At 72.0% G+C, this 25729-nt stretch carries 25 protein-coding genes and 3 pseudogenes; 13 read left to right on the top strand and 15 right to left on the bottom strand.

Annotated elements, in window-relative coordinates:
* Nucleotides 1-18: 18 nt before the first annotated feature.
* Nucleotides 19-2100: a transglutaminase family protein gene (locus GAK38_RS15105; RefSeq protein ID WP_325345496.1), complete on the bottom strand. Its 2082-nt coding sequence runs from the start codon at nucleotides 2098-2100 to the stop codon at nucleotides 19-21.
* A gap of 111 nt (nucleotides 2101-2211) precedes the next feature.
* Between GAK38_RS15105 and GAK38_RS15100 the strand changes: the two genes are divergently transcribed.
* The 3 genes from GAK38_RS15100 (at nucleotide 2212) to GAK38_RS15090 (ending at nucleotide 4236) form a co-directional block, all read left to right on the top strand.
* Nucleotides 2212-3432, top strand: a complete 1221-nt coding sequence (locus GAK38_RS15100) for an MFS transporter (protein WP_325345494.1) — start codon at nucleotides 2212-2214, stop codon at nucleotides 3430-3432.
* 8 nt (nucleotides 3433-3440) lie between these two features.
* Nucleotides 3441-3842: an alternative ribosome rescue aminoacyl-tRNA hydrolase ArfB gene (gene arfB / locus GAK38_RS15095; RefSeq protein WP_325345492.1), complete on the top strand. Its 402-nt coding sequence runs from the start codon at nucleotides 3441-3443 to the stop codon at nucleotides 3840-3842.
* A gap of 121 nt (nucleotides 3843-3963) precedes the next feature.
* Entirely contained in the window at nucleotides 3964-4236 is a 273-nt protein-coding gene (locus GAK38_RS15090; RefSeq protein WP_325345490.1) for a hypothetical protein, read from the top strand.
* Nucleotides 4237-4368: 132 nt separating this feature from the next.
* On the opposite strand, the pseudogene ligD reads toward GAK38_RS15090, so the two are convergent.
* The 3 genes and pseudogenes from ligD to ku all read right to left on the bottom strand — a co-directional run.
* Nucleotides 4369-5796 (bottom strand): annotated as a pseudogene (ligD, locus tag GAK38_RS23965) (DNA ligase D); the annotation flags it as partial.
* A complete protein-coding gene (locus tag GAK38_RS23960; RefSeq protein ID WP_443089223.1) occupies nucleotides 5750-6769 on the bottom strand; it encodes a DNA polymerase ligase N-terminal domain-containing protein in 1020 nt (339 codons plus the stop codon). The pseudogene ligD and the gene GAK38_RS23960, both read right to left, overlap by 47 nt.
* Before the next feature lie 13 nt (nucleotides 6770-6782).
* The gene (ku, locus tag GAK38_RS15080) at nucleotides 6783-7712 is read right to left on the bottom strand and encodes a non-homologous end joining protein Ku (RefSeq protein ID WP_325345488.1); all 930 of its coding nucleotides are present in this window, start codon (nucleotides 7710-7712) and stop codon (nucleotides 6783-6785) included.
* Nucleotides 7713-8046: 334 nt separating this feature from the next.
* On the opposite strand from ku, the gene GAK38_RS15075 reads away from it, so the two are divergent.
* From GAK38_RS15075 to GAK38_RS15065, 3 genes are all read left to right on the top strand, one after another.
* A complete protein-coding gene (locus GAK38_RS15075; RefSeq protein ID WP_325345487.1) occupies nucleotides 8047-8409 on the top strand; it encodes a hypothetical protein in 363 nt (120 codons plus the stop codon).
* A gap of 131 nt (nucleotides 8410-8540) precedes the next feature.
* Nucleotides 8541-9188 (top strand): SCO family protein, encoded by a 648-nt coding sequence (locus GAK38_RS15070; protein WP_325345486.1) that lies wholly within the window; start codon nucleotides 8541-8543, stop codon nucleotides 9186-9188.
* 31 nt (nucleotides 9189-9219) lie between these two features.
* A complete protein-coding gene (locus tag GAK38_RS15065; RefSeq protein ID WP_325345484.1) occupies nucleotides 9220-9705 on the top strand; it encodes a copper chaperone PCu(A)C in 486 nt (161 codons plus the stop codon).
* Between the two features lie 65 nt (nucleotides 9706-9770).
* Here the strand turns inward: GAK38_RS15065 and GAK38_RS15060 are convergent, their stop codons facing one another.
* The gene (locus GAK38_RS15060; protein WP_325345482.1) at nucleotides 9771-10730 is read right to left on the bottom strand and encodes a DUF58 domain-containing protein; all 960 of its coding nucleotides are present in this window, start codon (nucleotides 10728-10730) and stop codon (nucleotides 9771-9773) included.
* Nucleotides 10727-11639 (bottom strand): annotated as a pseudogene (locus tag GAK38_RS15055) (AAA family ATPase). The gene GAK38_RS15060 and the pseudogene GAK38_RS15055 overlap by 4 nt, the downstream one beginning before the upstream one ends.
* Before the next feature lie 33 nt (nucleotides 11640-11672).
* Here GAK38_RS15055 and GAK38_RS15050 point away from each other — a divergent pair.
* Together GAK38_RS15050 and GAK38_RS15045 are read left to right on the top strand one after the other, a co-directional pair.
* Nucleotides 11673-12629, top strand: coding sequence for a histone deacetylase family protein (locus GAK38_RS15050; protein WP_325345480.1), 957 nt, complete (start codon nucleotides 11673-11675; stop codon nucleotides 12627-12629).
* A gap of 39 nt (nucleotides 12630-12668) precedes the next feature.
* Nucleotides 12669-13737: pseudogene (locus GAK38_RS15045) on the top strand (adenosine deaminase).
* Between the two features lie 157 nt (nucleotides 13738-13894).
* Here GAK38_RS15045 and GAK38_RS15040 read toward each other — a convergent pair.
* Nucleotides 13895-14218 (bottom strand): hypothetical protein, encoded by a 324-nt coding sequence (locus GAK38_RS15040; RefSeq protein ID WP_325345478.1) that lies wholly within the window; start codon nucleotides 14216-14218, stop codon nucleotides 13895-13897.
* Between the two features lie 135 nt (nucleotides 14219-14353).
* Here GAK38_RS15040 and GAK38_RS15035 point away from each other — a divergent pair, with 135 nt between their 5' ends.
* Together GAK38_RS15035 and GAK38_RS15030 are read left to right on the top strand one after the other, a co-directional pair.
* Nucleotides 14354-14503 carry a hypothetical protein gene (locus GAK38_RS15035; protein WP_325345476.1) on the top strand — a complete coding sequence of 50 codons (150 nt, stop codon included), beginning with the start codon at nucleotides 14354-14356 and terminating at the stop codon, nucleotides 14501-14503.
* Nucleotides 14500-15285, top strand: coding sequence for a GSU2403 family nucleotidyltransferase fold protein (locus GAK38_RS15030; protein WP_325345474.1), 786 nt, complete (start codon nucleotides 14500-14502; stop codon nucleotides 15283-15285). Before GAK38_RS15035 ends, GAK38_RS15030 begins: the two co-directional genes overlap by 4 nt.
* A 54-nt stretch (nucleotides 15286-15339) precedes the next feature.
* On the opposite strand, the gene GAK38_RS15025 is transcribed toward GAK38_RS15030, so the two are convergent.
* The 3 genes from GAK38_RS15025 to GAK38_RS15015 all read right to left on the bottom strand — a co-directional run bounded on the left by GAK38_RS15025 (nucleotide 15340) and on the right by GAK38_RS15015 (nucleotide 16838).
* Complete coding sequence (locus GAK38_RS15025; RefSeq protein WP_325345472.1) at nucleotides 15340-15507, bottom strand: hypothetical protein; 168 nt, start codon at nucleotides 15505-15507, stop codon at nucleotides 15340-15342.
* Entirely contained in the window at nucleotides 15500-16243 is a 744-nt protein-coding gene (gene tfpZ, locus GAK38_RS15020; RefSeq protein WP_325345470.1) for a TfpX/TfpZ family type IV pilin accessory protein, read from the bottom strand. Before tfpZ ends, GAK38_RS15025 begins: the two co-directional genes overlap by 8 nt.
* Before the next feature lie 112 nt (nucleotides 16244-16355).
* On the bottom strand, nucleotides 16356-16838 hold the full coding sequence (locus tag GAK38_RS15015; protein ID WP_443089226.1) for a pilin: 483 nt from the start codon (nucleotides 16836-16838) through the stop codon (nucleotides 16356-16358).
* A 277-nt stretch (nucleotides 16839-17115) separates the two neighbouring features.
* Between GAK38_RS15015 and GAK38_RS15010 the strand changes: the two genes are divergently transcribed.
* Nucleotides 17116-17676, top strand: a complete 561-nt coding sequence (locus tag GAK38_RS15010) for a hypothetical protein (RefSeq protein WP_325345468.1) — start codon at nucleotides 17116-17118, stop codon at nucleotides 17674-17676.
* Between the two features lie 85 nt (nucleotides 17677-17761).
* On the opposite strand, the gene GAK38_RS15005 is transcribed toward GAK38_RS15010, so the two are convergent.
* Nucleotides 17762-19015, bottom strand: coding sequence for an MFS transporter (locus tag GAK38_RS15005; RefSeq protein ID WP_325345466.1), 1254 nt, complete (start codon nucleotides 19013-19015; stop codon nucleotides 17762-17764).
* Between the two features lie 84 nt (nucleotides 19016-19099).
* Here GAK38_RS15005 and GAK38_RS15000 point away from each other — a divergent pair, with 84 nt between their 5' ends.
* Nucleotides 19100-19984 carry a LysR substrate-binding domain-containing protein gene (locus tag GAK38_RS15000; protein ID WP_325345464.1) on the top strand — a complete coding sequence of 295 codons (885 nt, stop codon included), beginning with the start codon at nucleotides 19100-19102 and terminating at the stop codon, nucleotides 19982-19984.
* Between the two features lie 84 nt (nucleotides 19985-20068).
* On the opposite strand, the gene GAK38_RS14995 is transcribed toward GAK38_RS15000, so the two are convergent.
* Genes GAK38_RS14995 through selD form a run of 3 tightly spaced genes read right to left on the bottom strand, consistent with a single transcriptional unit; the run spans nucleotide 20069 to nucleotide 23784 of the window.
* Nucleotides 20069-21640 (bottom strand): Eco57I restriction-modification methylase domain-containing protein, encoded by a 1572-nt coding sequence (locus GAK38_RS14995; RefSeq protein ID WP_325345462.1) that lies wholly within the window; start codon nucleotides 21638-21640, stop codon nucleotides 20069-20071.
* 10 nt (nucleotides 21641-21650) lie between these two features.
* Nucleotides 21651-22697, bottom strand: a complete 1047-nt coding sequence (gene mnmH / locus GAK38_RS14990) for a tRNA 2-selenouridine(34) synthase MnmH (protein WP_325345460.1) — start codon at nucleotides 22695-22697, stop codon at nucleotides 21651-21653.
* A 13-nt stretch (nucleotides 22698-22710) separates the two neighbouring features.
* Nucleotides 22711-23784, bottom strand: a complete 1074-nt coding sequence (selD, locus tag GAK38_RS14985) for a selenide, water dikinase SelD (RefSeq protein WP_325345458.1) — start codon at nucleotides 23782-23784, stop codon at nucleotides 22711-22713.
* An 89-nt stretch (nucleotides 23785-23873) separates the two neighbouring features.
* Between selD and GAK38_RS14980 the strand changes: the two genes are divergently transcribed.
* Nucleotides 23874-24986 (top strand): transglutaminase-like domain-containing protein, encoded by a 1113-nt coding sequence (locus GAK38_RS14980; protein WP_325345456.1) that lies wholly within the window; start codon nucleotides 23874-23876, stop codon nucleotides 24984-24986.
* A gap of 457 nt (nucleotides 24987-25443) precedes the next feature.
* On the opposite strand, the gene GAK38_RS14975 is transcribed toward GAK38_RS14980, so the two are convergent.
* Nucleotides 25444-25729, bottom strand: a 286-nt coding sequence (locus tag GAK38_RS14975; protein ID WP_291783619.1) for an IS3 family transposase, incomplete at its 5' end; no start/stop codon positions are given.

Raw genomic sequence — 25729 nt, 5'->3', positions numbered from 1 at the left:
CGGTCGGGAAGGCAGGAGTCATCTGGAGGAAGAGGACGGTGCGGAGGCGGGGGGCTGCGCCGGTGCCCGGGGCGGCCAGCGCAGGGTGCGGAAATCGCGGCGCAGCGCAGCGAGTGCGGCGGGCGTGCCGTGGGCGGCATAGCGCTGGGCTTCGAGGCGCAGCAGCCAGGCGGCGATGGCGTCGCCGGCTTCGCCGCCCCGCAGCGCCTGCACCTGGCGGGCGAGGGCGCGCGGCGTGGCGGCAGGCGCGGCCAGGCCGGCGCGCTGCAAACGCGCGCGGGCGCGTGCGAGCAGGCGCAGCCAGGGGTCCTGGCGGCGGCCGCGCCAGGCCCAGCCCGCGCTGCCCAGCGCGGTGAGGACGGCGAGGCCGGCGGTGGCATAGCCCAGGTCTTCCCAGCCGGGCGCCTCGATGCCGAGCGCGCGCAGCAGGTCGAGCTGGCGGCCCTGGGTGTAGTTGAGCACCCACTGGTTCCAGCCGTTGTTGGCCGCCTCCCACACCGCGCGCAGCCGGGTGACGAAGCCCGGGGCCACCATGGCTCCGACGGCGGCGGCGAACACGCCGGGCGCGGGGCGCAGCCGCTCGAAGGCGCCGACGCGGCCCGGCGAGACGGCGGCCGTCGGATCGACGCGCTGCCAGCCGCGGTCTTCGTACCAGACCTCGGCCCAGGCATGGGCGTCGGACTGCCGTATGGTCCAGTAGCCGTCCACCGGGTTGCGTTCCCCGCCCTGGTAGCCGGTGACGATGCGCGAGGGCACGCCCATGGCCCGCAGCAGGATCACGAAGGACGAGGCGATGTGCTCGCAGAAGCCTTCCTTGCGGTCGAACCAGAACTCGTCGGCGGTCTGGGTGCCGTAGACGCCGGGGTCGAGCGTGTAGGTGTAGCCGCCGGTGCGCAGGCGCTGCCAGACGGCGTCGACCAGGGCCTGGGTGCCGGCGCCGCTGCCCAGCCGGGCGCGGATCTCGCCGGCCAGCGCGGCGGTGCGCGGGTTGGAGCCCGGCGGCAGCGCGGCATAGGGATCGAGCCGGGGCGTCTTCCCGTGCGGGCCGTGGCGGAAGTCCAGGTAGCTCTCGGCGCGGTAGCGCAGCACGTCGCCGAGCGGCCGGCTGGCGATCCACTGCAGGTCGGCATTCATGCGCGCGCTGGTGCCGGCCGGCAGCGCGGGCATGTCGCGCACCGCGTCCAGCACCAGCAGCCAGGGGCGCTGGCTCGGCTCCAGCGTGGCCTCGTAGCGCACCGGGGCGCCGCGCACCTCCAGCTCGGCCGGCGTGGGCAGGCGGGGCGTGGCGTCGCTTGGCAGCTCGCGCCAGGTGCTGCCGTCGAAGCTGGCCAGCACCGGGCCGCGGAAATAGAGCGCCTGCTGCGGCGGCGGGGCGCCGTCGGGCGTGTCGAAGCGCACCCGCAGGGCGATGCTCTCGTTCATCGCCAGGGTGGCGATGGTGCCGACCTGCATGGTGGGCGACAGGCCGGTGCGGCCCATGACCGCATCGGCCGGCGTGCCCCAGAGCGGCGCCACGCGCGGGAACAGCAGGAACAGCGCCACGGCCACCGGCGCCCCCAGCAGCGCCATCGTGCCCGCGGTGCGCAGCGGCAGCAGCAGGGGCGGGCGGCCGACCGGCATGTGGGCGTTGACCAGCGCGGCCAGCAGGCCCATGAGCCCGGCCAGCATCGCCATCGCGGCCGGCAGCGACTGCGAGAAGAAGAACTGGGTGAGCATCGTGAAGAAGCCCAGGAAGAAGATGACCAGCGCATCGCGCCGCGCCCGCAGCTCCAGCGTCTTGAGCGCGAGCAGCACGACGACCAGGGTCACGCCCGCGTCGCGCCCCAGCACCGTGCCGTGGCTCGCCACCGTGCCGGCCACGGCCAGTGCGAGGGCCGCGCCCAGCACCCGGCGTCCCGGCAGCGGCCGGCCGGCCCAGGCCAGCCAGGCGCGCCAGCCCAGCATGGCGGCGGCGAAGCCGGCGGTCCACAGCGGCAGATGGGCCGACTGCGATGCCACCAGCCAGGCCACGACCGCGAGCAGGAACAGCGTGTCGCGCGCCTCGCGCGGCAGCGTCTGCAGGCGGGACGGCAGGGGCGGCGGCGCGGCGGTGGGCGGCATGAAGAAAGTGTAGGGTGTGCCGCAGGGTTATGCGGCGGTGCCGGACCGCGATCCGGCCCCGAGGTCCGATACTTGCGCAAAACGTACCTCCGGTCCCTCTGCTTCCCCTCCATGACCCAGTCCCCTTCTGCCGCGGCGGGCGCGCCGCCGCAGGCCGCCGCCTATCTCTCCACCCCCGTGCTGCTGCTGATGGCGGGGGCCTGCGGCCTCTGCGCCGGCAGCAACTACTTCAACCAGCCGCTGCTGCATTCCATCGCCGTCGGCCTGGGCGTGAGCGAAGCCCGGTCCGCCCTCACCGTCACGCTGGCGCAGGTGACCTATGCCGTCGGCCTGCTGCTGCTGGTGCCGCTGGGCGACAAGTGCGAGCGGCGCGGGCTGGTCGTGGGCCTGATGCTGCTGGCCTCCGTCGGCCTCTTCATCAGCGGCTTCGCCCGCAGCTTCGCGATGCTGTTCGCCGGCACGGCCATGGCCGGGCTGTTCTCGGTCGCGGCCCAGGTGCTGGTGCCGATGGCCGCCACGCTGAGCGACCCGCGCCGCAGCGGCCGGGCCGTGGGGCTGGTGATGAGCGGCCTGCTCACCGGCATCCTGGCCGCGCGCAGCGTGGCCGGGCTGCTGTCGGCCTGGGGCGGCTGGAACACCGTCTACCGCGCCGCCGGCATTTCCATGCTGGTGCTGGCCGCGGCGCTCTGGCTGGTGCTGCCCCGATCGCGCAACCCGTCGCCGCCGAGCTACGGCAGCACGCTGCGCTCGCTGGGCCGGCTGATCGCGCGCCATCCGCGGCTGCGCAGCCGGGCACTGCTGGGCGGACTGTCGTTCGCCTCGGTCAGCGCCATGTTCTCGACCATGTCGCTGCTGCTGTCGGGGCCGGCCTTCGGCCTGGGCGATGCGCATATCGGCCTGGTCGGCCTGCTGGGCGTGGCCGGCGCGCTCATGGCCAACGCGGCCGGCCGGCTGGCCGACAAGGGCCATGGCCAGGCCACCACGGCCGGCGCGGCGGTGCTGCTGGTGGCAAGCTGGGGCGCGCTCTGGCTGGGCGGCGGCAGCATGGCCTGGTTCCTGGCCGGCATCCTGCTGATCGACCTGGCGCTGCAGGGCGGCCACATCACCAACCAGAACGTGGTCTACCAGCTGGAGCCGCAGGCCCGCTCGCGGATCAATGCGGTCTACATGACCAGCTACTTCATCGGCGCGGCCGCCGGCTCGGCCCTGGGTTCGGCCGCCTGGCAGCACGGCGGCTGGGCCGGCACCTGCCTGCTCGGCGTGGCGCTGGGGCTCTGCGCCGTCGGCGTGATGCTCTACGACCGTGCGCTGGTGCGCCGCGCGGCCGCCTGAGCGCCACCATGCCGGTGCGGGCCCGCGAGGACGAGATGGAGTTCAGCTTCGTGCGCGCCCAGGGCGCGGGCGGGCAGAACGTCAACAAGGTGTCGAGCGCGGTGCAGCTGCGCTTTTCCATTCCGGCCTCGTCGCTGCCCGCAGAGGTGAAGGAGCGCCTGCTCGCGCGCGCCGACCGGCGCATCGCGGCCGACGGCACGGTCGTCATCAAGGCCCAGCGCAGCCGCAGCCAGGATTCCAACCGCGCCGACGCCATCGCGCGGCTGCAGGCGCTGGTGGCCGCCGCGGCCGTGGCGCCGCTGGCGCGCAAGGCCACCAAGCCCACACGCGCGTCCCAGCGGCGCCGGCTGGAGGGCAAGGCGATCCGCAGCGCGGTGAAAAGGCAGCGGCGCGGCGGAGAGGAGGGCTAACCGTCCGCTGCTATGTCAAAAGACATAGGAGACCGGCGCCGCGGCTGCCAGAATCGCCCCGGCATTTTCCGGGCACTCCCGCCATCCGGATTGCACCGGGCAGGGAGTCGGGCAGGGCCTTATGACGCGTTATCTGAAAGTCGAGATATCCCAGGCGCTTTTCACCACGCTCGCCCGCGGCGGGCGGGCCGCGGGCTTCCTCGCGCAGCTGTTCTCACGCATGGAGATCGTCGAGGCGGTCGCGCCGGGCGGCGCCGCGAACTGGAGGGTCGTCTGGGGCTGCGACCTCGCCGGCCTGCCGGGCAGTGTGCGTGCCGCCGTGGAGGAGTCGCTGGCCCTGGTGCAGTCGCAGCGGCCGTTGGCCGACTTCGATGCCGGCCGCGGGGACGAATGAACGCGGCGAGGGCGGCGGCGCGACGGCTCACAGGCCCAGGCGCCGCATCGGCTGCGTGATCGATACCGCTGCCTTGTCGTAGCCCTGCCACGGCGCATTGCCGGTGCGCAGCCGCTGCTCCACCGTGGCGATGGTCCAGTGGGCGCTGCCGCTCAGCGCGGCCAGTTCGTCCCAGCCCACCGGCACCGAGATGCCCAGCCCGGGCCGCGCGCGGGCCGACCAGGCGGCCGCGGTGGTCGCGCCGCGGCCGTTGCGCAGATAGTCCACGAAGATCTTTCCGACCCGGTTGCGCGGCCCGCTCTTGGCGACGAAGCGGTCGGGAATGGTCTGCGCCAAGTGCTGCACCACGGCCTGCGCGAAGCCTTTGACCGCGTCCCAGCCGTGCAGCCGCCGGATCGGCACCACCACGTGCAGGCCCTTGCCGCCGCTGGTCTTCAGGAACGCGGGCAGGCCGAGTTCCTGCAGCAGCACCTGGAGCAGCTGCGCGCCTTCCTGCACCCGCGGCCAGGGTACGCCTTCGCCGGGGTCGAGGTCGAACACGATGCGGTCGGGCCGCTCGATGCGGTCGTGGCGCGCGTTCCAGCTGTGCAGCTCGACGACGTTGAACTGCGCGGCCTCCGGCAGGGCCTCGGGCGTGGCGGGTTCGAGCAGCGGCGCATGGCCGGGGTCGAGGCGCGCGTCCAGCTGCGTCCAGCCGGGGATGGCGGTGTTCTCGGCATGCTTCTGGAAGAACTTCTCGCCGTCCACGCCGTCGGGCGCTCGGACGAGCGCGACCGGCCGCTGCCGCAGGTGCTCCAGCATCAGCGGCGCGACGGTCGCGTAGTAGCGCACCAGGTCGAGCTTGGTGAGGCCGGTCGACGGGTCGATCACGCGGTCGGCATGGGTGACGTGCAGGCGGCCTGCGGGCAGGGTCTTGGTCATGGCTTGGGCAGGGGGGCGGGCCTCGGGCTTCACCGCCCGCTCGCGGCCGATGGCGCGGGCGGGCTTGTCCTCGCGCAGGCCGTGGAAGACGGAATGGCGGATGCGGCCGGTCTCCGTCCATTCGCCGAACGAGACCTCGGCCAGCAGCCGCGGCTCGACCCAGTGGACGCGGGCGGTGCCGGCCGGCTGCGGATCGAACGGAGAATCCTTGCGGGCGAGGGCGTCGAGCTTCTCGCGCAGCGTGGCCAGCGTCTGCTGGCTGAAGCCGGTGCCGACGTTGCCGGCATAGCGCAGCCGCCCGTCGTCGTGCACGCCGAGCAGCAGCGCGCCCAGGCCGGTGCGCGCGCCCTGCGGGTCGGTCCAGCCGCCGATGACGAACTCCTGTCGCTGGCTGCACTTGAGCTTGATCCAGTCGCCGTTGCGGCGCGAGGCATAGGGGGCGTCGCGCCGCTTGCCGATCACGCCCTCGAAGCCGATGCGGCAGGCCGAGGCCACGAGGTCGGCCGGCGCGGCGTCGAAGGCATCGCTGAAGCGGATGTGGGGCGTGTCGCCGCGCGCGCCTTCGAGCAGCCGCTGCAGCCGCGCGCGGCGCTCAACCAGCGGCAGGCCGCGCAGGTCCTCGCCGTCGGCGAACGGCAGGTCGAAGAGGAAGTAGACGATGGGTCTCGGTGCGTTCGCCCTCGAAGGCGTTCTGCAGGCGCTGGAAGTCCGGCGCGCCCCGCTCGTCCTGCACCACGATCTCGCCGTCGAGCCAGCCGCAGCGCAGCGGCAGCCGGGCGACCTCGCGGGCGAGCGCGGGCAGGCGATGGGTCCAGTCGTGGCCGTTGCGGGTGATCAGCTGCACCTGGCTGCCGTCGCGGCGGGCCAGCAGCCGGTAGCCGTCGAACTTGAGTTCGTAGAGCCAGTCCTGCGCCTCGCGCGGCGGCTCGGAGGCGAGGAGGGCGAGCTGGGGCGACAGGCTCTCGGGCAGAGCCGCCGCCCTGCCATGCGAGAATGCAGGGAGTATGGGCTTGTCGTTGGCGGCAGCCAAGCGCTTGGGCGATGTAGGCGGGGGGGTATTCAGGCCGCTCACACTGTCCGGCAGCGCCTCGACCACGCTGTATTCCCCGGCCGGCCGGTCGAAGCCGTCGCGCTCCTTGATCAGCAGCCAGGGCGGCTGCTTCTCGCTGCCTCGGCCATGCATGCGCACCAGCGTCCAGCCGCCCTGGAGCTTGTGGCCGTGCAGCGTGAACTTGAGCTTGCCCTTGCGGTATCCCTCGGCCGGGTCGCCCTCGGGCGCCCAGCTGCCGCTGTCCCAGACGATGACGCGGCCCGCGCCATACTGGCCGGCGGGGATCTGGCCCTCGAGTCGGTTGTAGGCGATCGGATGGTCCTCCACCTGCACGGCCATGCGCTTGTCCGCCGGGTCGAGGCTCGGCCCCTTGGGCACGGCCCAGCTCTTCATGGCGCCGTCGATCTCCAGCCGCAGGTCGTAGTGCAGGCGCGAGGCCCAGTGCTTCTGGATCACGTAGCGCAGCACGTCGCCGCCGGCCTCGCCGCCTTCGGCCGGCTCGAGCGTGCGGCGGAAGTCGCGCTTGGCGCGGTAGGTGGCGAGCGGGTTGGGCCGGGCCATGGGGCGGGCTGCTTCAGGCCGCGCGCCGCCGGGCCGGCGCCTTGGCCGCGGCCTTCCTGCGCGGGGCGGCCTGCTTCTTCGCGGGCGCCGGCGCATCGCGCTCGCCGCGGCCGTGCTCCAGGCTGCGGCGCAGCAGGCTGGTCAGGTCGATCACCTCGGCGCCGCGTGGGGCGGTGAAGGCCTGTTCTTCCTCGACCTGCTCGATCTCGCCGGCGCGGGCCTTGGTCTCCACCAGCCGCAGGATCTCTTCCTTGAACGAGTCGCGGAAGTGGTCGGCCTCCCACTTGGCCGTCATGTCGTCGATCAGCGCCGCGGCCATCTCCATCTCGGCCGGGCGGATGTTGTTGGCCTTGCTGCCCTCGGGCGGCAGCTTGAGCTGTTCCCACGAGCGGATCTCACCGCCCCAGCGCAGCAGGTTCAGCACCAGCGCCGGGCCGGCCGGCACCAGCACGGCCAGGTGCTGCTTGGTCTGGATGACGACGCGCGCCACGCCCACCCGCTTCTTGGCGAGCAGCGCCTCGCGCAGCAGCGCGTAGACCTTCTCGCCGCGGTTGACCGGCGCGATGTAGTAGGGCCGCTCCAGGTAGACGAACGGGATCTCGGCCGCGTCGATGAAGGCCTCGATCTCGATGGTCTGCGTGGTGCGCGGATAGGCCGAGGCGATCTCTTCGGGCGTCAGCACGACGTACTTGCCATCCTCGTATTCCACGCCCTTGACGATGTCCGCCGGCGCCACTTCCTTGCCCGTCTTCTTGTTGATGCGCTTGTAGCCCACCGGGTCCATCGTCCGCTTGTCGAGCCAGTCGAAGTCCACGCCCGAGCTGGTCGTGGCCGAGTACAGCGCCACCGGGATGTGGACCAGGCCGAAGCTGATCGCGCCCTTCCACAGCGCGCGGGAGGAGGCGGGGGCGGCGGCTGGCGGGGCGGGCGTGCGGCTGTTCATGCTGTCAGCGTAGGCGGGCGCATGCGACGGCGGCGTAGGACGGCTTCGCGCTGCCGTGCCGGCCTCACCGGACCGCACCGCCGCGCCTTGGCCGCGCAGGCGCCGCCAGACCCCACCGCACCGACGCCGCGCCGCGCCGCGTCGCGCCGCGTCGCGCCGAAGAGAATGCAAGGCAGCGCCACCGCCGCGGCCAATGCGCGCGCGTGCGGCTCGAACGCCTGCATGGTCAGCCCGCACGATGCTCAGGGCGAATCTGCCCCGGCGCCGTGATCGTCCTGCCCGTCCCGGGACCTGCAGGGCTGCCGCTGCGGCTTGCCGGGCAATAATGTCTGCCATGCATGTCCTGCGCACCTCGTCCTCGCGGCTCGCCCGGCTGGTCCTGGCGTGGTTCGTGCTGGCGCTGGGCGTGGCTGTCGCATCGCCCGTCGTCCATCCGCAGTCGATGGAACTGGTCTGCACCGCCGGCGCGGGCGTCAGGATGGTGGCGAGCGGCGACGACGGCAGGGCCATCGACGCCGGCCGCCACACGCTCGACTGTCCCCTGTGCCTGGGCGCCGCGCCGCCGCCCGCACCGCAGCTGCCGCGCGCGGAGCTGCCGCAGCCGCTGGCCCGTGCGCGGCTGCCTGCGGCGCAGGTGCATGTCGCGGGCACCGCCGGCGCGCCGCTGCCGCCGCGCGGGCCGCCGGCGCTTTCCTGAATCCGCGTCGAACTGAAGAGAAGGCGGCGGCGCCACCGGCGCCGCCGCTCCGCCCGCTGCCCCCAGCGGGAATCCGCCTGCCGCACGCCGGCCAACCTTCGGGCGTTCCACGCCTGTCCGGTCATCCTTCCATGGCTTTCTCGACGAGCGACAGCCCGCGCCCGCGCGCGCCGGGCTGCATTCCCCCTCCACGGCGCGGCCTGCTGCGGCTGGCCGGCGCCGGTGCACTTGCCGCGCTGGCCGGCTGCGGCCGCCGGGAGCCGCCGGCCTTCCGCGGCGTGGACGTGTCCGACGTGACGACCTATGCCCGGGACTTCCGCCTGCGCGACCCCGACGGCCACGAGCGCACGCTGGCGGACTTCCGCGGCAAGGCGGTGCTGCTGTTCTTCGGCTTCACCCAGTGCCCCGACGTCTGCCCGACCGCCCTGGCCCGCGCCGCCGAGGTCAAGCGGCTGCTCGGCGCCGATGGCGGGCGCTTCCAGGTGCTGTTCATGACCGTGGACCCGGAGCGCGACACGCCCGCGGTGCTCAAGGCCTACACCGCCGCGTTCGACCCGGGCTTCCTCGGCCTGTGGACGGACGTGCAGGGCACGCAGGACACGGCGCGGGAGTTCAAGGTGTTCTTCAGGAAGGTGCCGACCGGCTCTTCCTACACCATGGACCACTCCGCCTTCAGCTACGTCTACGACCCGCAGGGCCGGCTGCGGCTGGTCATGCGACACGACCAGACCGCGCAGGAATATGCCGACGACGTACGCCGGCTGCTGCAGCCGGCCTGAACCCTTTGACGAATCCACTTTCGATACCACCATGAACCCGACATTCCATTGCCTCCCTTCCCGCGCCCTCGCGATCGCAGTGCTGCTGGCCGCAGGCGCCGCCCGCGCCGACATCACCGTGCAGCAGCCGTGGATACGCGCGACCGTGCCGCAGCAGAAGGCCACCGGCGCCTTCCTGACGCTGCGCTCCACCGAGGACACGACGCTGGTGGAGGCCCGCTCGCCCGTCGCCGCCGTGGCCGAGGTGCACGAAATGGCGGTCGAGGACAACGTGATGAAGATGCGCCAGGTGCCGGCGCTCGCCGTGCCGGCCGGCAGGCCGGTGGAACTCAGGCCCGGCGGCTACCACGTCATGCTGCTGGACCTGCAGCGCCAGCTCAAGGAAGGCGAGGAGGTGCCGCTGACCCTGGTCTTCCGCAACGCCCGCGGCGGCCGCGAGTCGATCGACGTGCAGGTGCCGGTCCGCGGGCTCAACCCGTCGTCGAATGCGCCGGGCCACGACGCCCACCGGCACTGACGCGCATCCAGGCGCGGCAGCACCGCTTCGGCCTGTTCCCAACGGCGGCTCCCGCCTGGCATCCGTCAGCTTCGCGCCAGCGCCTCCAGGCAGCGGCGCCGGTGCGCCGGCCCGCTGCCCGGCGCGATCTTGGCGCCCGGCAGGCGCAGGCCGTAGTCCACGCCCAGGCCGTCGGCCTGCAATACCCAGGCGGTCAGCCGCGACAGCCGGGCCTCGCCGGCCGGCAGGCCGGTGCGCTGGGCGTCCAGCCACAGCTGGGTGAGCCGCGCCTGCTGCGCATCGCGGCTCACCAGCTGGCCGCCTCCGGTGGCCAGCGCCTGCGCCGCCTTCTTCCAGACCACGAGCTTGAGCGGATCGCCGCGCTGGTAGGCGCGCACGCCGTCGAACTCGCCCATGCCGCGCGCGGCGGCCGATCCGCCCGATCCCGCCAGCGGCTCGCCGGCCGGCAGCGGCGGCGGCGCGGCCTCGGGCGTGGGATAGACCAGCACCTGCGAGGCCGGGCGCCAGACCGACCAGGCGCGGAAGGTGCCGAGCGGGTAGAGCGTCTGCACCGCCAGCGGCGGCAGCGGCTGCAGGCCGCGCCGCTGCGGCTCGAAGGCCAGGTGCAGCACGGCGCTCGCGGCCGCCGGCACGTCGGTGAAGACCCAGCGGCCGCTGCCGCGCACCTCGGCCGCGATCGCATGGCGCGGGCGGCGGCGGGTGCTGGCGAACTCGATGGCCAGTTCCACCGGCGCGCCCAGGAACTGCGGCTGCGGCGGCACCAGGTGCAGCGTCAGACCGCGCAGCGTGCCGTGGCCCGCGTGCATGCCGGCCAGCGCGCTGCCGGCCAGCACGAAGGTCAGCAGGTAGCCCAGGTTGAGCTGGTAGTTGATCGATGCCAGCAGCAGCAGCAGCGTGGCCGCCAGCGCCAGCCCGGCCGGCGTGGGCACGATGTAGATGTTGCGCTGGGTCAGCAGCAGGCTGTCGGTGCGCGGCAGCCGCGTGAGCCACCAGCCGCGCAGCCGGGAGCGCAGGGCGCCGGTCACGGCAGCGGCGTGGCGTCGAGCAGCGCCCGCACCTGCTCGGCCGCGCCGCGGCCGGCTTCGCCCACGGGCACCAGGCGGTGCGCCGCCGTCTGCGGCAGGATGGCCTGCACGTCGTCCGGCGCCACGTAGTCGCGGCCCGCGAGGAGCGCCTGGGCCTTGGCCGCGCGCACGATGGCGATGGCCGCGCGCGGCGACAGCCCCTGCACGAACCAGCGGCCCGAGCGCGTGGCGGCGATCAGGTCCTGCACGTAGTCCAGCAGCGGCGTGCACGGCCTGCACCTGCGCCTGCAGCGCGGCCAGGTCGTCGGCCGACAGCACCGGCAGCAGGTTCTCCAGCACCGCACGGCGGTCGCGGCCGGCGAGCAGCTCGCGCTCGGCCGCGCGGTCCGGGTAGCCCAGCGAGATGCGCATGAGGAAGCGGTCGAGCTGCGACTCCGGCAGCGCGAAGGTGCCGAGCTGGTCGAGCGGGTTCTGCGTGGCGATCACGAAGAAGGGCTGCGGCAGGGCGCGCGTCTCGCCCTCCACCGTGACCTGCTTCTCCTCCATCGCTTCGAGCAGGGCGCTCTGGGTCTTGGGGCTCGCGCGGTTGATCTCGTCGGCCAGCAGCACCTGGGCGAACACCGGCCCCGGGTGGAACACGAAGCCCTCGCGCGCGCGCTCGTAGACCGACACGCCGGTCAGGTCGCTGGGCATCAGGTCGGCGGTGAACTGCACCCGCGAGAACTGCAGGCCGAAGCTGGTGGCCAGCGCGTGCGACAGCGTGGTCTTGCCCACGCCGGGCACGTCCTCGATGAGCAGGTGGCCGCCGGCCAGAAGGCAGGCCACGCAGTCCTGCACCTGCTGCCGCTTGCCCACGATCACCGTGTTAAGCTGGTTCAGGAGCGACGCGACGAGGGGCTGTGCTTGCATGCTCCGACGTTACCAGAGACAAACGGAACAACGATGGCACACAGGACCGGCTACTACACCCACGCGGCATGCCGCCGGCACGAGATGGGCGAGGGCCACCCCGAATGCCCCGAGCGGCTCGATGCCATCGAGGACCGCCTGCTGCTGACCGGCGTGGGCGACGCGCTGGACCGCCGCGAGGCGCCGGCCGCGGCGCTGGCCGACATCGAGCTGGCCCACGACCGCATGCACGTGGCCGGCCTGCGCGGTCTGTCGCAGAACCTCGCCGAGGACCAGCTGGCCGGCGGCCCGCGCTACAGCCCGATCGACCCCGACACCAGCATCAACGTCCACACCTGGGACGCCGCCCTGCATGCGGCCGGCGCGGCGCTGGCCGCGACCGACGCGGTGATCGCCGGCGAGCTGGAGAACGCCTTCTGCGCCGTGCGCCCGCCCGGCCACCATGCCTGCCACGGCAAGGCCATGGGCTTCTGCTTCTTCAACAACGTGGCTGTCGCGGCGCGCTATGCGCTGGAGCGCCACCGCTTCAAGCGCGTGGCCATCGTCGACTTCGACGTGCACCACGGCAACGGCACCGAGGACATCCTGGCCGGCGACGACCGGGTGCTGATGGTCGGCTTCTTCCAGCATCCGCTCTATCCGTTCTCGGGCACCGAACATCCGGCATCCAACATGCTCAACCTGCCGGTGCCGGCCTATACCAGGGGCATGGAGATCCGCGAGCTGATCGAGTCGGTCTGGCTGCCGCGGCTGGAGGCGTTCAAGCCCGAGATGGTCTTCGTGAGCGCCGGCTTCGACGCCCACCGCGAGGACGAGCTGGGCCAGCTCGGCCTGACCGAGAGCGACTACACCTGGATCACCATGCGCATCAAGGATGTGGCGCGGCGCTTCTCGAAAGGCCGCATCGTCTCGGTGCTCGAAGGCGGCTACAGCCTCGACGCGCTCGCGCGCAGCGTCGAAGCGCACGTGCGGGTGCTGGCCGACCTGTGATCGTCCGCTGCCGGCCCGCCTGCCTTGACGGTTGCTGCCATGCCTGACCTGGCCTTCCACGACCTGCCTTTCGATCCCGCCCGCATCCCGGGCGACTGCCTGCCCGTGCTGCTGCGCGCCATGCCCAAGGCCGAACTGCACATCCATGTCGAGGGCTCGCTGGAGCCCGAGCTGATCTTCGCGCTGGCCCGGCGCAACGGCGTGGCGCTGCCTTATGCGGACGTGGACGAACTGCGGCGCGCCTACGCCTTCACCAACCTGCAGAGCTTCCTCGACATCTAACTACGCCGGCGCCAGCGTGCTGCGCACCGCGCAGGACTTCCACGACATGGCCTGGGCCTACCTGGAGCAGGCCGCGGCCGACAACGTGCTGCACACCGAAATCTTCTTCGACCCGCAGACCCACACGGCGCGCGGCGTGGAGATGGCCACCGTCATCGACGGCCTGCACCGCGCCTGCGCCGCGGCGCGCACTGTACTGGGGGTGAGCGCGTCGCTGATCCTGTGCTTCCTGCGCCACCTGAGCGAGGAAGACGCCTTCGCCACGCTGGAGCAGGCCGAGCCCTTTCTCGACCGCATCGTCGGCGTGGGCCTGGATTCGAGCGAGGTCGGCCATCCGCCCGAGAAGTTCGCCCGCGTGTTCGCGCGCTGCCGCGACAAGGGCCTGCACGTCGTCGCCCATGCGGGCGAGGAGGGGCCGCCGGCCTATGTCTGGAGCGCGCTCGACGTGCTCAAGGCCGAGCGCATCGACCACGGCGTGCAGGCGGTGCACGACGCGGCGCTGATGGAGCGGCTGGCCCGCGAGCGCATCCCGCTCACCGTCTGCCCGCTGTCCAACGAGAAGCTCAAGGTCTTCCCGCGGCTGGCCGACCACAACCTGGGCCGGCTGCTCGACGCCGGGCTCGCGGCCACGGTCAACTCCGACGACCCGGCCTACTTCGGCGGCTACGTCAACGACAACTACGTGCAGACCTTCGCGGCCACCGGACTCGGTGCGGCGGCGGCCTGGCGGCTCGCGCGCAACGGCTTCGAGGGCAGCTTTCTCGGCGCGGCCGACAAGCGCGCCTTCGCCGACCGGGTGGATGCCGCGTTCGCGGCGTTCGGCTGAGCGCCGGTGCCGTGCGGCGCTGCGACCCGTTGGGCATGAACTTGTCGCAAACGGAGTACAAACTGTGGACCGCGCCGCTACCGGCAGTGCCGGCAGCGCTCCGGCTCCTTCCTCTTGCAAGGGGGTATATGCCTGATACGCCTGCTAATCAGGCACACTAGGATGTATCCCCCAGGGGTATTGGGGGCGGGGCGGGTTTCCATCGATGGCGGGCGGCGTGCGTCCCGGCCGTGGCCTGCAAACGTCCCCAGCGGCCGGCTGCCAGCGCGTCGATGGGCAGCAGGCAGCCCACGAAGTCGTTGGACACGCCCGCCTCCAGCCAGTCGGTGAGCGTCTGCCGGAAGGCGGGCTCGGCCACGCCCTCGATGCCCTTGCAGATCTTGCCGAGGCTGAGGACCGGCAGGAAGAGCGACTGACGCGGGCGGGCCTGCATCCAGGCCACCCCATCGGGTCGGAATACGGCCCGGCCGCCCTTTGTCAATCGACTGGACGTGGTCGGATCGTCTCGCGCCGTGCTTGGCAGCCCGGTTGGAGTTCTCCCAAGTCATTGATTTCAAGGGATTCACCGTATAAACTGTGAATCTTTAAAAAATACGGGGAATCCTCCTGTTTCTCCATGGACTTCCTCCCGCTCTCCGACAACGCCATCCGGCAAGCCATCGACTCGGCGGCCATCTTCATGGAATGGCGCCGGGCGGTTGCTGCGGCTCGCCCCTATTGCGGAGGCATGTACTTCAAGAAGGAGGGGGCTACGAGTACCTGGTGAAGACCGCGCCCGACAACGGCCAGAAAAGGATGGGCCGACGCACGCCTGAAAAGGAAGAAATCCTCGAAGCCTTCCTCCGAAACAAGCGGAAAACGCAGGCGCGCCGCAAGTCGCTGGATGCAGCCCTGGCTGAAGCCATACGGTTGAACAGGGCCGTGAAAGCCGGGCGGGTGCCTGCGGCCGTCATCGGCGTGCTGAACGCCTTGGAGGACGCGGCACTTGGCGAACACTTCACCGTCATTGGAACGCACGCCCTCTATGCCTACGAGGCTGCGGCAGCTGTACGGATCGTGCAAGGGGCCATGGCAACCCAGGACGTCGATTTGCTCTGGGATGCGCGCAAGCGGGTGCAGTTCCTCTCCACCATGCAGCGCCTCGACCGGTCGGTGTTGAGCGTGCTGCAAGACGCCGATCCTTCGTTCCAGCGCATGGATGGCCAAGCCGAAACCGCCATTGACGCCAAGGGCTTCCAGGTGGACTTTCTGCGCCGGGAAACCACCGAAGGCGATGAACGTCCCTTCCGTTTCACCGACGATGAAGGTGACCTCTGGCCAGTTCAAGCCCGGCGAGCCGAACAGTTCCTGAAAAAACCACGGTTCGAGCAGGTCGTGGTGTCCGCTACCGGCCGGATGGCGCTGATGCGCACCATCGACCCGCAGGTGTTCGTCGACTTCAAACGCTGGATGGCGGGTTTGGAGGACCGTCCAGCCGGCAAACGCCGTCGTGACGAGCTGCAAGCGGGAATCGTGCAAAAGCTGCTGGACGAGAAACTGTTGACTTGAACCGGCGGCCTGCCCGGCCGGCGCCTTTTCCGGCTGCGGAAGGCGGCGGCCGCGCTAGTTTGCCGGCGCCGACTGCAACAGCAGGATCAGCGCCAACACGGCGAGCGCCGCCAGTGCGAGCAGCACGTCGAGCAGGGAAATGCCCCGCGATGGGCGATGACGCCGCGCCGCCGGGGCCGCCGCGCGCCGACGGTCGGGTCGCCCGGGTGCGGGCTCAGTCATCGCCGGCCCACGGGCGCAGGTCCACCACGCCGAGCACCTGGGCGTCGGCCCGGCGCACCAGCACCACCATCGAGCGCGCCCGCGCCGCCAGCGGCAGCCAGCCGTCGGCGCCGGGCCAGCGCGCCAGCGCCGCCGCGACGGCGGGCGCCGGGTTGAATTGGCGCAAGTCGTCCAGCGGCCTGGCGCGTGCGCGCAGCGCGGCGGCCTCGTCTTCGAGCGGCACGAACAGGTCGATGCGCTGCGGAAGGTCCGGCCCGCCCTGGGCCGATTCGAACATCAGCGTGTTGCGGGCCTGTGCGTCGGCCGGGTTGCGCGAGGCTGCCCAGCGCGGGCCGGTCCAGGGCGCGTGGCGGAAGGCGGGCGCGGCCGCATCGCGGTGGCGTGTGTCCACGTCCTGCGCGGGCACGAGGTCGAAGCGGTCCATGTTGAACACCAGCCATGCGGGCCGTCCCTGGGCCACCGCGGCAAAGCCATAGGCAAAGGCTGCGAGTTGCACGGCGACGATCACGGCGAGGTCCATGCGCAGGCTCTTTTTGCCCACGCGGTAGACCAGGAAGGTGAAACAGGGACCGAGAACCACGTCCACGCCGAGCAGGATCAGGAAGATGTGTTGCAGGTCCACAGCCTGTGCCAGGGGCGGGGGATACCACAGGCGGAAAGCGATCAGGGCCGCCAGCAGTGCGAACAAGGCAGAGAGGCAAAGGTGCAGCAGCGCGGCGCGCAGGCGGACGGGCATGTGCAGGAAATGTCGTGACGAAGAAGCAAGAGCAAAAACAAAGGGCGCCACCAGGGCGCCCTTTGCGGAGACAGGCTGAAAATAATCGATGAGCCTGTCCCTGCCCTGTGAATCAGGAACCGCCAAAGCGGTAATTGGCGGGTACGTACTTATAGGAGGCGGTCTTGTGGGTAGTGCCACCCCAGACGATGGGTTCGCCGTTTGTCAGTGGGCTGGTAGGCAGGCCCGTGTCGGCAACAATCGCACCCGTACCGGGGATGAGCTTGACGATGGTCGTATTGGGAACCACGCTGGTGTAGGTGATCGAAATCGCACCGTCGTTTGCTACCGGCGTCGCTGCAATTGCAGCGATTGCAATGGATGAAACGATGCTGGTTGCGGTGAACTTGTAACCGTAAGAATTCACTGCAGGCTCGCCGGAGCCGGTGTAGGCATCGATGGCCTCGCCCGGCTTGGAGGCGAAGGTTTCTGCTACAGCCAATTTCGCCGCACCGGCCAGTGACAGCCCTTCTGTGACCTTCGCCCGAATGGTGTAGTTCTGGTACTGCGGCAGCGCCACCGCCGCCAGAATACCGATGATCGCCACGACGATCATCAGTTCGATGAGGGTGAAACCCTTTTGAACGGAAGCCTTCACTCTGAACCTCTTGTAGAAGAAAACAGGCGGAATTGCCTGCCTGGCAAAGCAGGCCGCAATCGGCATGCCAGGGGTCAAGCGAGCGGATTTCGGGTCCGCATCGGGGTTTGTCGCACTTTCGACGCGACAGGGCGGGGCGGCTGTCGCGCGCTGACTGTGACAGTCGGTGTCTTTGGTGTCCTGTCGTGCACGGGCCGCGACGCTTGCGCGCAGCCCGCGCTCCTACAATCCGCGCATGACTTCCACCCCCGGATTCCCGTTCGCCGTCAGCCTCGATACGGCTGCGGTGCTGACCGGCCGCAGCAAGCGCACCTGGCAGCGGCGCATCGAAGAGGGTCTGGTGCCCCGGCTGGACGACGGACGGGGCCGGGCGCTGGTGCCGTTCGAGGTGGTGCGGCCGGCCGTGACGCTGGAGTTGGACAGCGCAGAGGTGCTCGCGCTGGTGCGGGCCGACCAGGGCGATGCGCAGGCCCAGGCCGAGACCGGCGCGCTGTTCGCGCTGGCCACGCTGGAAGAGGCCCGGGCGCAGCAGGACGGCCGTGAACCGGGCACCGGGGACTCCGGCGCCTTCAACACCGGGGGGGCGACACACTCTATCGCCGCCCACTTCCTGGCGCAGGCGGCCGAGCAGGGCGAGGCGGATGCCATGCACTGGCTGGGCTTGCTGCATGCGGCGGGCCGGGGGGAGGGCGACCACGACGCCCTGGCGCTGATGTGGATCGCCAAGGCGGCGGCGCACGGCCATGTGATCGCGCAGCAGCAACTGGCCGGAATGGTTCCTTCCGCGCGCGGGTGACATCCCATGTCGCGGGCCGGATTCATTCCGGCAGATACCCCCGGGGATGTAGCCTCACAGTAGGTTGAAGACGCGCGCTCCAGAACTATACCCCCGCACTGCGCCGCGCACCGAACAGGATGAACGCCGCCACCGCGATCACCGCCCCGCCCAGCCACACCGCCGTCCAGCCCGCGGCCGGCAGCACCTGCCCGATCGCCACCGGCGTGAGGAAGCAGCCCACGAACACCGCCGTGTTGGCCATGCCCAGCGCCGTGCCCACCCGGGCCGCGCCGGCGCGCGTCGCCAGTTCGGCAAAGGCCACGCCGTGCCAGGCCGACACGCAGGTGCCGGCCGCCACCAGCAGCACCAGCGCCCCGCCGGCGCCCAGGCACGGGCTGGCCGCCAGCGCGATGAACAGCAGCGCCGACAGCAGCGTGCAGGCCCGCAGGTAGGCGTGGCGGTTGCCGCGGCGGTCGGTCCAGTGGCCGCTCCACACGCGCAGCATGATCGCGCCGCCCTGCAGCACCGCGATGGCCGCGGCGGCCGTGCCCACGGCGATGCCCAGGCCGTCGTGCAGGAACACGGTGCCGAAGCTCAGCACCGCGCACTGCGGCGCGCACAGCAGCCCGGTGGCCAGCACCAGGCGCCAGAGCGCGGCATCGCGCAGCGCCGGCGGGCCGGCCGGTTCCGTCGCCTGCGCGGCCGTGCCGGGCGCCGGTGCCGCCACGGGCGGCTCGTGCAGCCAGCGCCAGGCCAGCAGCGCGCAGAGCGCGCACGACAGCGCCAGCACGCCGTAGACCGCGGCAAAGCCGTGCCGGGCCGCCAGCGCGGGCAGCACCAGCGCGCCCAGCCCGCCGCCGAGCGGGATCGCGGTCTGCCGGATGCTCATCGCCAGGCCGCGCTCGCCGGGGCCGAACCAGAGCATCACCGCGCGGCCGCTGGAGCCATTGACGCTGCCGCCCAGCACGCCGACCAGCAGCAGGCCGGCCGCCAGCAGGCCCATCGCCGGCACGTGGCCGGCCTGCGGCGATACCCACAGCGCCATCGCCGCCAGCGCCGCGCCGGTGGTCCAGAGGCCGGCCAGCAGCACCGGCCGGTCGCCCCAGCGGTCGGTGGCCACGCCCCAGGGCAGCTCACCGATGGCCACGCCCAGACCCATGAGGCCGAGCACCAGGCCGAGCGCGGCGGTGTCGAGCCCGTAGGCCGCGCGCACCAGGACGGCGGTGGTCGGCAGGCCGTTGATCGCGGCCGAGAAGCAGACGTTGGCCGCCACGCCCAGCGCCAGCACCTTCCAGCGGTGGTGGCGCGACAGGCTGCGGACGGGGCGGACGAGGGATGGCGGGAGGCTGCTGGACATGGTGGCCCGCAGTGTGGGCATGCACATCCATTCTGAAAATCGGAAAATATCGAACCAATCATTTGGGATTTCAGGATGATCGCCATGCGCCTGGTGAATTTCGACATCGACGTGCTGCGCAGCTTTGCCACCGGCATGGCGCTGGGCAGCTATGCCCGCGCTGCCGACCGGCTGGGCCGCTCGCCCTCGGCCGTGAGCGCGCAACTGCGCAAGCTGGAGGACCAGGCCGGCACGCCGTTGTTCCAGCGCGCCGGCCGCGGGCTGGCGCTGACCGAGGCCGGCCACACGCTGCTGGCCTACGCGCAGCGGCTGCTGGACCTCAATGACGAGGCCGTGACCGCGCTGCGCGGCGCCGACCTGGCCGGCCGCGTGCGGCTGGGGCTGCAGGAGGACTTCGGCGAACGGCTGCTGCCCGCCGTGCTGGGCCGCTTCGCCCGCGCCCATCCCAAGGTGCGCATCGACGTGCGCGTGGCCCGCAGCGCCGACCTGCGCGAGGCCGTGGGCCAGGGCGCGCTGGACCTGGCGCTGGTTTGGGACGCCTTCGGCGACGGGTCCGGCGGCGGCGAGCCGATCGCCCGGCTGCCGCTGCACTGGATCGGCCCGGCCGGCGCGCCCCCGGCCTGGACGCCCGGCGAGCCGCTGCCGCTGGTGCTGCTGGAGGCGCCGTGCCCGCTGCGCGAGATCGCCACTGGTGCGCTCGACGGCGCGGGCATCGCCTGGCGGCAGGCGTTCAGCAGCGCCAGCGTGGTCGCGCTCTGGGCGGCCACCGCGTCGGGGCTGGGGCTCACGCTGCGCACGCGCATCGGGCTGCCGGCCGACCTGCAGCTGCTCGACCCGGCGGCGGCCGGCCTGCCGGCGCTGCCGGCGATGGCGCTGGGCCTGCACCGCAGTCCGGCCGCGCACGACGCGCCGGCCGAGCGGCTGGGCGGCATGCTGCTGGAGGCGGTGCGCGAACTGGTGGAGCTTTAGGGGGGTATAGGCCCATGGCGGGCGAGTTGCAAACGCTCTACGGGACTACTGTATGGGGTATAAGAGGGCCGCCGGCCGCCCGGCTCAGGGACAGCTGTCCCGGAACCGCGCGTCCAGCTCCTCCTGCGTGGCATCCGGATAAGCGATGAGCCACCGGCCGAAAGCCTCCAGCACATCGCGGGCCGGATAGCGCATCGCCTTCAGGTCGCCAGCGTTCACCTGCGTGTGCCCGCTGAAGCGGCGGAACGCCTCGTCCACCGCGGTCGTGTTCAGGTACGCGGCCAGGCCGTGGGCCAGGGCCTCGGGCAGCCCGCCGCGCTGGATGTGGAACACGTTGACGTGGTTCTCGAACCCCAGCAGCCCGGTGCCGGGCGGGAAGTCGCCGGGGCGGACCCCGTGGGCCACGACGCGGCGTTTTTCCTCCTTCGACGAGAGCCGGCGCACGACGCAGTAGAAGCCGGCAGGCATCAGCCAGCGGCGCGTGGCCTCGTTCACCTCGATCGCAAGGGGCTTTTTCGCGCCGCCGCCCGGCCAGGCCACGCGCCGGCCGGCGAAATGCTGCGGGTACAGCAGCGGCGCGCTCCCCGGCCCGGGCTGCGCGCGCAGGTGCTCCTTCAACCGGAAGTCGACCACCGGGCCGGTGGAGACCTGTACGCCGATGTCGGCCAGCGACGACTGCACGCCCGCGGCCTGCTCCAGCTCGGTGGCCTGCGCCGAGGTCGGCACGTGGATGAAGCGCTGCGCATCGTCCGGGAACACGATGCGCTCGAACGGGTGCTCGGCCGCCGCCAGGTCGGCGAAGCGGTCGTCGGTGGAGGTGGTGACCGCCACCGGCCCCTGCGCGCCGCCGCGCTCCAGCAGCACGATGACGTTCTCCTGCAGCACCTCGTCGTCGCTGAAGGCCTGGGAGCGCGAATGGAACAGGTGCACGGCCCGCAGCGCGCAGCGCGCCAGGAGATGCTCGCGGAACGGGCGGTGGTAGGTGCCGTTGCAGAACGAGCGCGGGATGATCGCGACCACCAGGCCGCCGGGCGCCATCAGCTCCACGGCCAGCGCGACGAAGGCGGTGTAGAGGTTGACCGTCTCGATGCCCGCCTGCCGCAGCGCCAGGCGGTGCGCGCTCTTGGCGCCGAGCTTGCGGTAGGGCGGGTTGAGGATGGCGTGGGTGTGGGTGCGCCGGGCGCGGCCGTCGGTGAAGACTGCGGCCGCATCGAGGATGAAATCGCCGCCCCGCACGTCGATGGCGAGGCGCGCCGGATCGGCGTACTGGGAAAGGCTCGCGGCGAGGTGGTCGCGCAGGCGGTCGTCGACTTCGCAGGCCGTGGCCTCGACGCGCGCGAAGCCGAAGCCGCCGGCGCGCCAGCGGTCGAGGAAGGCGCAGGTCAGCGCGCCCAGGCCGGCGCCGGCGTCGAGCAGCCGGCATTCCCCGGCGCTGCTGCCCGGTGGAAACATCGCCGCCATGAACCGGGCGACGGGCGCCGGCGTCATGAACTGGCCGAGGGTGGATTTGTGCCGGCCGTCGATCGTCTGCGACAGCCCGCGCCGCAGCTGGTCGGCGCGCTCCAGCAGGGAGTGGGTGTCTTCCGACGCCTTTTTCGCGCGGGGCTTCTTCCTTCCGGGGCCTGCCGCGGGCGCGGACAGTACGTGTTCTTCCATTGCGCCGATTCTAGGAAGCCGCCAGGATGCGCTGCGCCAGCGCGTCGATGCCGTCGTCGTCCAGATGTCCGGCCGCGACCCGCCGCCGCTGGTCCCAGGCGAAGAAATGGGTGCGCTGCGAGCGGGCGTAGAGCGGGTCGTAGTGCAGGCGGACCAGCTCCTCGAACAGCACCGGCAGCGCGCCGGCCTCGGCCCAGCCCTGCCACCGCGCGATCGTGGCGTTGCTGTGCAGCTCGCGCAGCCGGGCCAGCGAAGCGGCCAGCGCGGGCCGGTCGCTGCCCAGGTAGGCATAGTCGCGCAGCAGGTAGGCCAGCCGCTGCGGCGGGGCCGCGTCGATCTCGATGACCGGGCTGGCGCGCAGGCGGGCCAGCAGCGGCAGTGGCACGGCAAGCTGGCCGATCTTGCGGCTTTCGGCCTCGACGAACACCGGGCGCGCCGGGTCCAGCCGCTTCAGCACCTCGGCGATGCGGGTCTCGAAGCCTTTTTGCGACGGCTGGGCCACGCCGGGCAGCGCGCCGAGCACCGAGCCCTTGTGGCTGGCGCAGGCCTCCAGGTCCAGCACCTGCGCGCCGTGGCGCTCCAGCGCCTGGAGCACGCGGGTCTTGGCGCTGCCGGTCGGGCCGGCGATCACGGTCAGCGGCAGCCGCGGCGAAAGCGTCTCGATGCGCTCGATCACATGGCCGCGCCAGCGCTTGTAGCCGCCCACGAGCTGGTGCGCGTCCCAGCCGACCTGGCGCAGCCAGTAGACCATCACGCCGCTGCGCAGCCCGCCGCGCCAGCAGTAGACCAAAGGCCGCCAGCCTTTGGGCTTGTCGGCCAGGTAGCCGCCCAGGTGCCGCGCGAGGTTGGCCGCGACCAGCCCGGCGCCCACGCGGCGGCCCTCGAAGGCGCTCTCCTGCGCGTAGAGCGTGCCGACGATGGCGCGCTCGGCGTCGTCGAGCACCGGCAGGTTGATGGCGCCCGGGATGTGGTCGAGCGCGAATTCGGACGGCGAGCGCGCGTCGATGATGGCGTCGCAGGCGTGGCGGTCGCCTACCTCGGCCTGGTGGCTGCGCATCGGCCGGAGGGTCTCAGTCCACGACCACGCGGGCCGCGCCGGCTTCGACGCGGCCGATGACGGCGGCGTCGGCGAAGCCCTGGCGCGTGAACAGGTCCAGCACCGGGCCGACGGCCTCGGGCGCGACCGAGACCAGCAGCCCGCCCGAGGTCTGCGGATCGGTCAGCACCGCGCGCGTGGCTGCGTCCACGCCCGGGGCGAGTTCGATCTGCCCACCGTACGACGCCCAGTTGCGGCCCGACGCGCCGGTCACGATGCCCTGTCCGGCGAAGGCGCGCACGCCCGGCAGCAGGCGCAGCGCCTGCGCGTCGATGCGCGCGGTCAGGCCCGCGCCGCGCGCCAGCTCCAGCGCATGGCCCAGCAGGCCGAAGCCGGTCACGTCGGTCAGCGCGTGCACCGCCTCCAGTTCCGCGAGATCGGTGCCCGGGCGGTTGAGTTGGGTGGTCGCGGCCACCATCGCGGCATAGCCGGCGTCGTCGAGCAGGTTCTTCTTGAGCGCGGCCGAGAGGATGCCCACGCCGAGCGGCTTGCCCAGCACCAGCACGTCGCCGGCCTGCGCGCCGGCATTGCGCTTGAGCCGCGCCGGATCCACCAGGCCGATGCCGACCAGGCCGTAGATGGGTTCCACCGAATCGATCGAATGCCCGCCCGCCAGCGGAATGCCGGCGTCGCGGCAGACCGACTCGCCGCCTTCGAGGATGCGCGCGATGGTCTCGGGCGGCAGCACGTTGATCGGCATGCCGACGATAGCCAGCGCCAGCAGCGGCCGCCCGCCCATGGCGTAGATGTCCGACAGCGCATTGGTCGCGGCGATGCGGCCGAAGTCGTAGGGATCGTCCACGATCGGCATGAAGAAGTCGGTGGTCGCGACGATGGCCTGGCGGTCGTTGATGCGGTAGACGGCCGCGTCGTCGGCCGTCTCGGTGCCCACCAGCAGGTCGGGGAAGAACTGCCGGGGCAGCGCGCTGCGCGAGAGCAGGTCCGACAGCACGCCCGGCGCGATCTTGCAGCCGCAGCCGCCGCCGTGCGAGAGGGAGGTGAGGCGCGGGATGGCGGTGGGGGAGGAGGGGGGTGTTGTCGTCGTCATGCGGGAATGCTCCAGTGCGGGCAGAAGCCGGGACAGGGAATTATCCTTGGGGGCTGACAACTTCGCTTTCACCTTCTGCCGAGCCCACCATGAACCACCAACGCCGCATCCTTCTCCAGACTGCCGCCGCACTGCCTCTGGCCGCCGGCCTGCCGGCCCGGGCCGCCCGCCGCGCCGCCGACGAACTGGCCGGCGACGGCTGGCAGGTGCACGAAGTGACCACCACCGTCGACCTGGCCGAGCGCGGCGGCACCGCCCGCGCCTGGCTGCCGGTGCCGCTGGCCGAGCTGCCCGGCTACCAGCGCACGCTCTCCACCCGCTTCGACGCGCCCGGCGCACGCCGCGCGGAGATCGTGCAGGCCCCCGGCCAGGACGCGCGCCTGCTCGCCGTCGAATGGGACGATCCCGCCGCGCCGCACCGGGCCACGCTGGTCAGCCGCGTCGCCACGCGCGACCGCAGCGCCGACCTCGCCGCGGCGCCCTCGGCCCGCAACGACCTGCCGGCCGCGCAGCTGCGGCCCTATCTGCAGCCGACCTCGCTCGCCCCGCTCGACGGCATCGTGCGCGAAACGGCCGACCGCATCCAGCGCGAGGCCGGCCGCCCGGCCGACGCCATCGGCAAGTCGCGCGCGATCTACGACTCGATCGTCGCCAACTGCCGCCGCGAAGGCAGCGTGCGCGGCTGCGGCACCGGCGACGTGAAGTACCTGCTGACTACCGGCAACCTCGGCGGCAAGTGCGCCGACCTGAACGGTCTGTTCGTCGCGCTCGCGCGCGCCTCGGGCGTGCCGGCGCGCGACGTCTACGGCGTGCGCGTGGACGATTCGGCCCGCGGCTTCAAGAGCCTGGGCAAGAGCGGCGACATCACCCGCGCCCAGCACTGCCGCGCCGACTTCTACGCGGCCGGCCACGGCTGGATCCCGGTGGACCCGGCCGACGTGCGCAAGGTCGTCCTCGAAGAGGAGAAAGGCGGCACCGACCCGGCCGACCCGCGCGTGCGCGCCGCCCGCGCGCTGCTGTTCGGCGCCTGGGAAGGCAACTGGATCGCCTACAACACCGGCCACGACATCGCGCTGCCCGGCGCGCAGGCCCAGGCGCCGGTGGGCTACTTCATGTACCCGCACGCCGAGACCGCCGCCGGCCGCCTCGACCCGCTGGACCCGGACACCTTCCGCTACCGCATCGCCTCGGCCCGGGCTTGAAATGAAACAACACCCCCCTGAGGCGCTTCGCGCCTTCCCCCCGCTCTTGCATGGCGGCGCAATGCGGGCAGGGGGACGCAGCCAGCGCGGCGGGGCGGCCCTTGCGCGGCTGCCCGCGCCTGGGCCGCGCCGGTTTCATGCGCTGCGGGTGGCGCGCAGCGCCATGGATAACTGAGATGCGCTACCCGCGTGGCTCCTCTCCCGCATGCGGGAGAGGGCAGGGGTAGGGGTATATGCTCACAGCAGGCGAAAAATGAGCCCGCAAGGAGGCTATCCCCGGGGGTATATCCGCCCAGCCATCCCCGCCCACGCACTGCCGGCCGCGCACGCCGCCGTGGACCGCTGACATGGACCGCCGCCGCCTGCTTGCCGCGCTGGCCGCCGGGCCGCTCGGCGCGCATGCCGCCGCCGATGCGCTGCTGCCGACTGATCTTGCCCCTGATTTACGGACACCTATCTAAGCGACATTGGCCAGCTCGTACTGCTCTGGGCTGAGGTAGCCCAGGGTCGAGTGCAGCCGGATCCGATTGTAGTCAACCTCAATGTAGTCAAACACATGAGCCTTGGCCTGCTCCCGTGTGGCGAGGTGTTCACCATGGATGGCCTCGACCTTCAGACTGTGGTTCCAACTCTCCATTGCTGCGTTGTCGTAGCAGTTGCCTCTGGCACTCATGCTGGCGATCAAAGCGTATTGCTCCAACAGGGCGCGGTGCTCGCGCGAGCAGTATTGGCTACCACGGTCA

It is taken from the genome of Xylophilus sp. (genome assembly GCA_009914555.1).
In the GTDB taxonomy this organism is placed as follows: Bacteria; Pseudomonadota; Gammaproteobacteria; order Burkholderiales; family Burkholderiaceae_C; genus WNDY01.
This window is presented reverse-complemented; position numbering and strand designations above follow the sequence as displayed.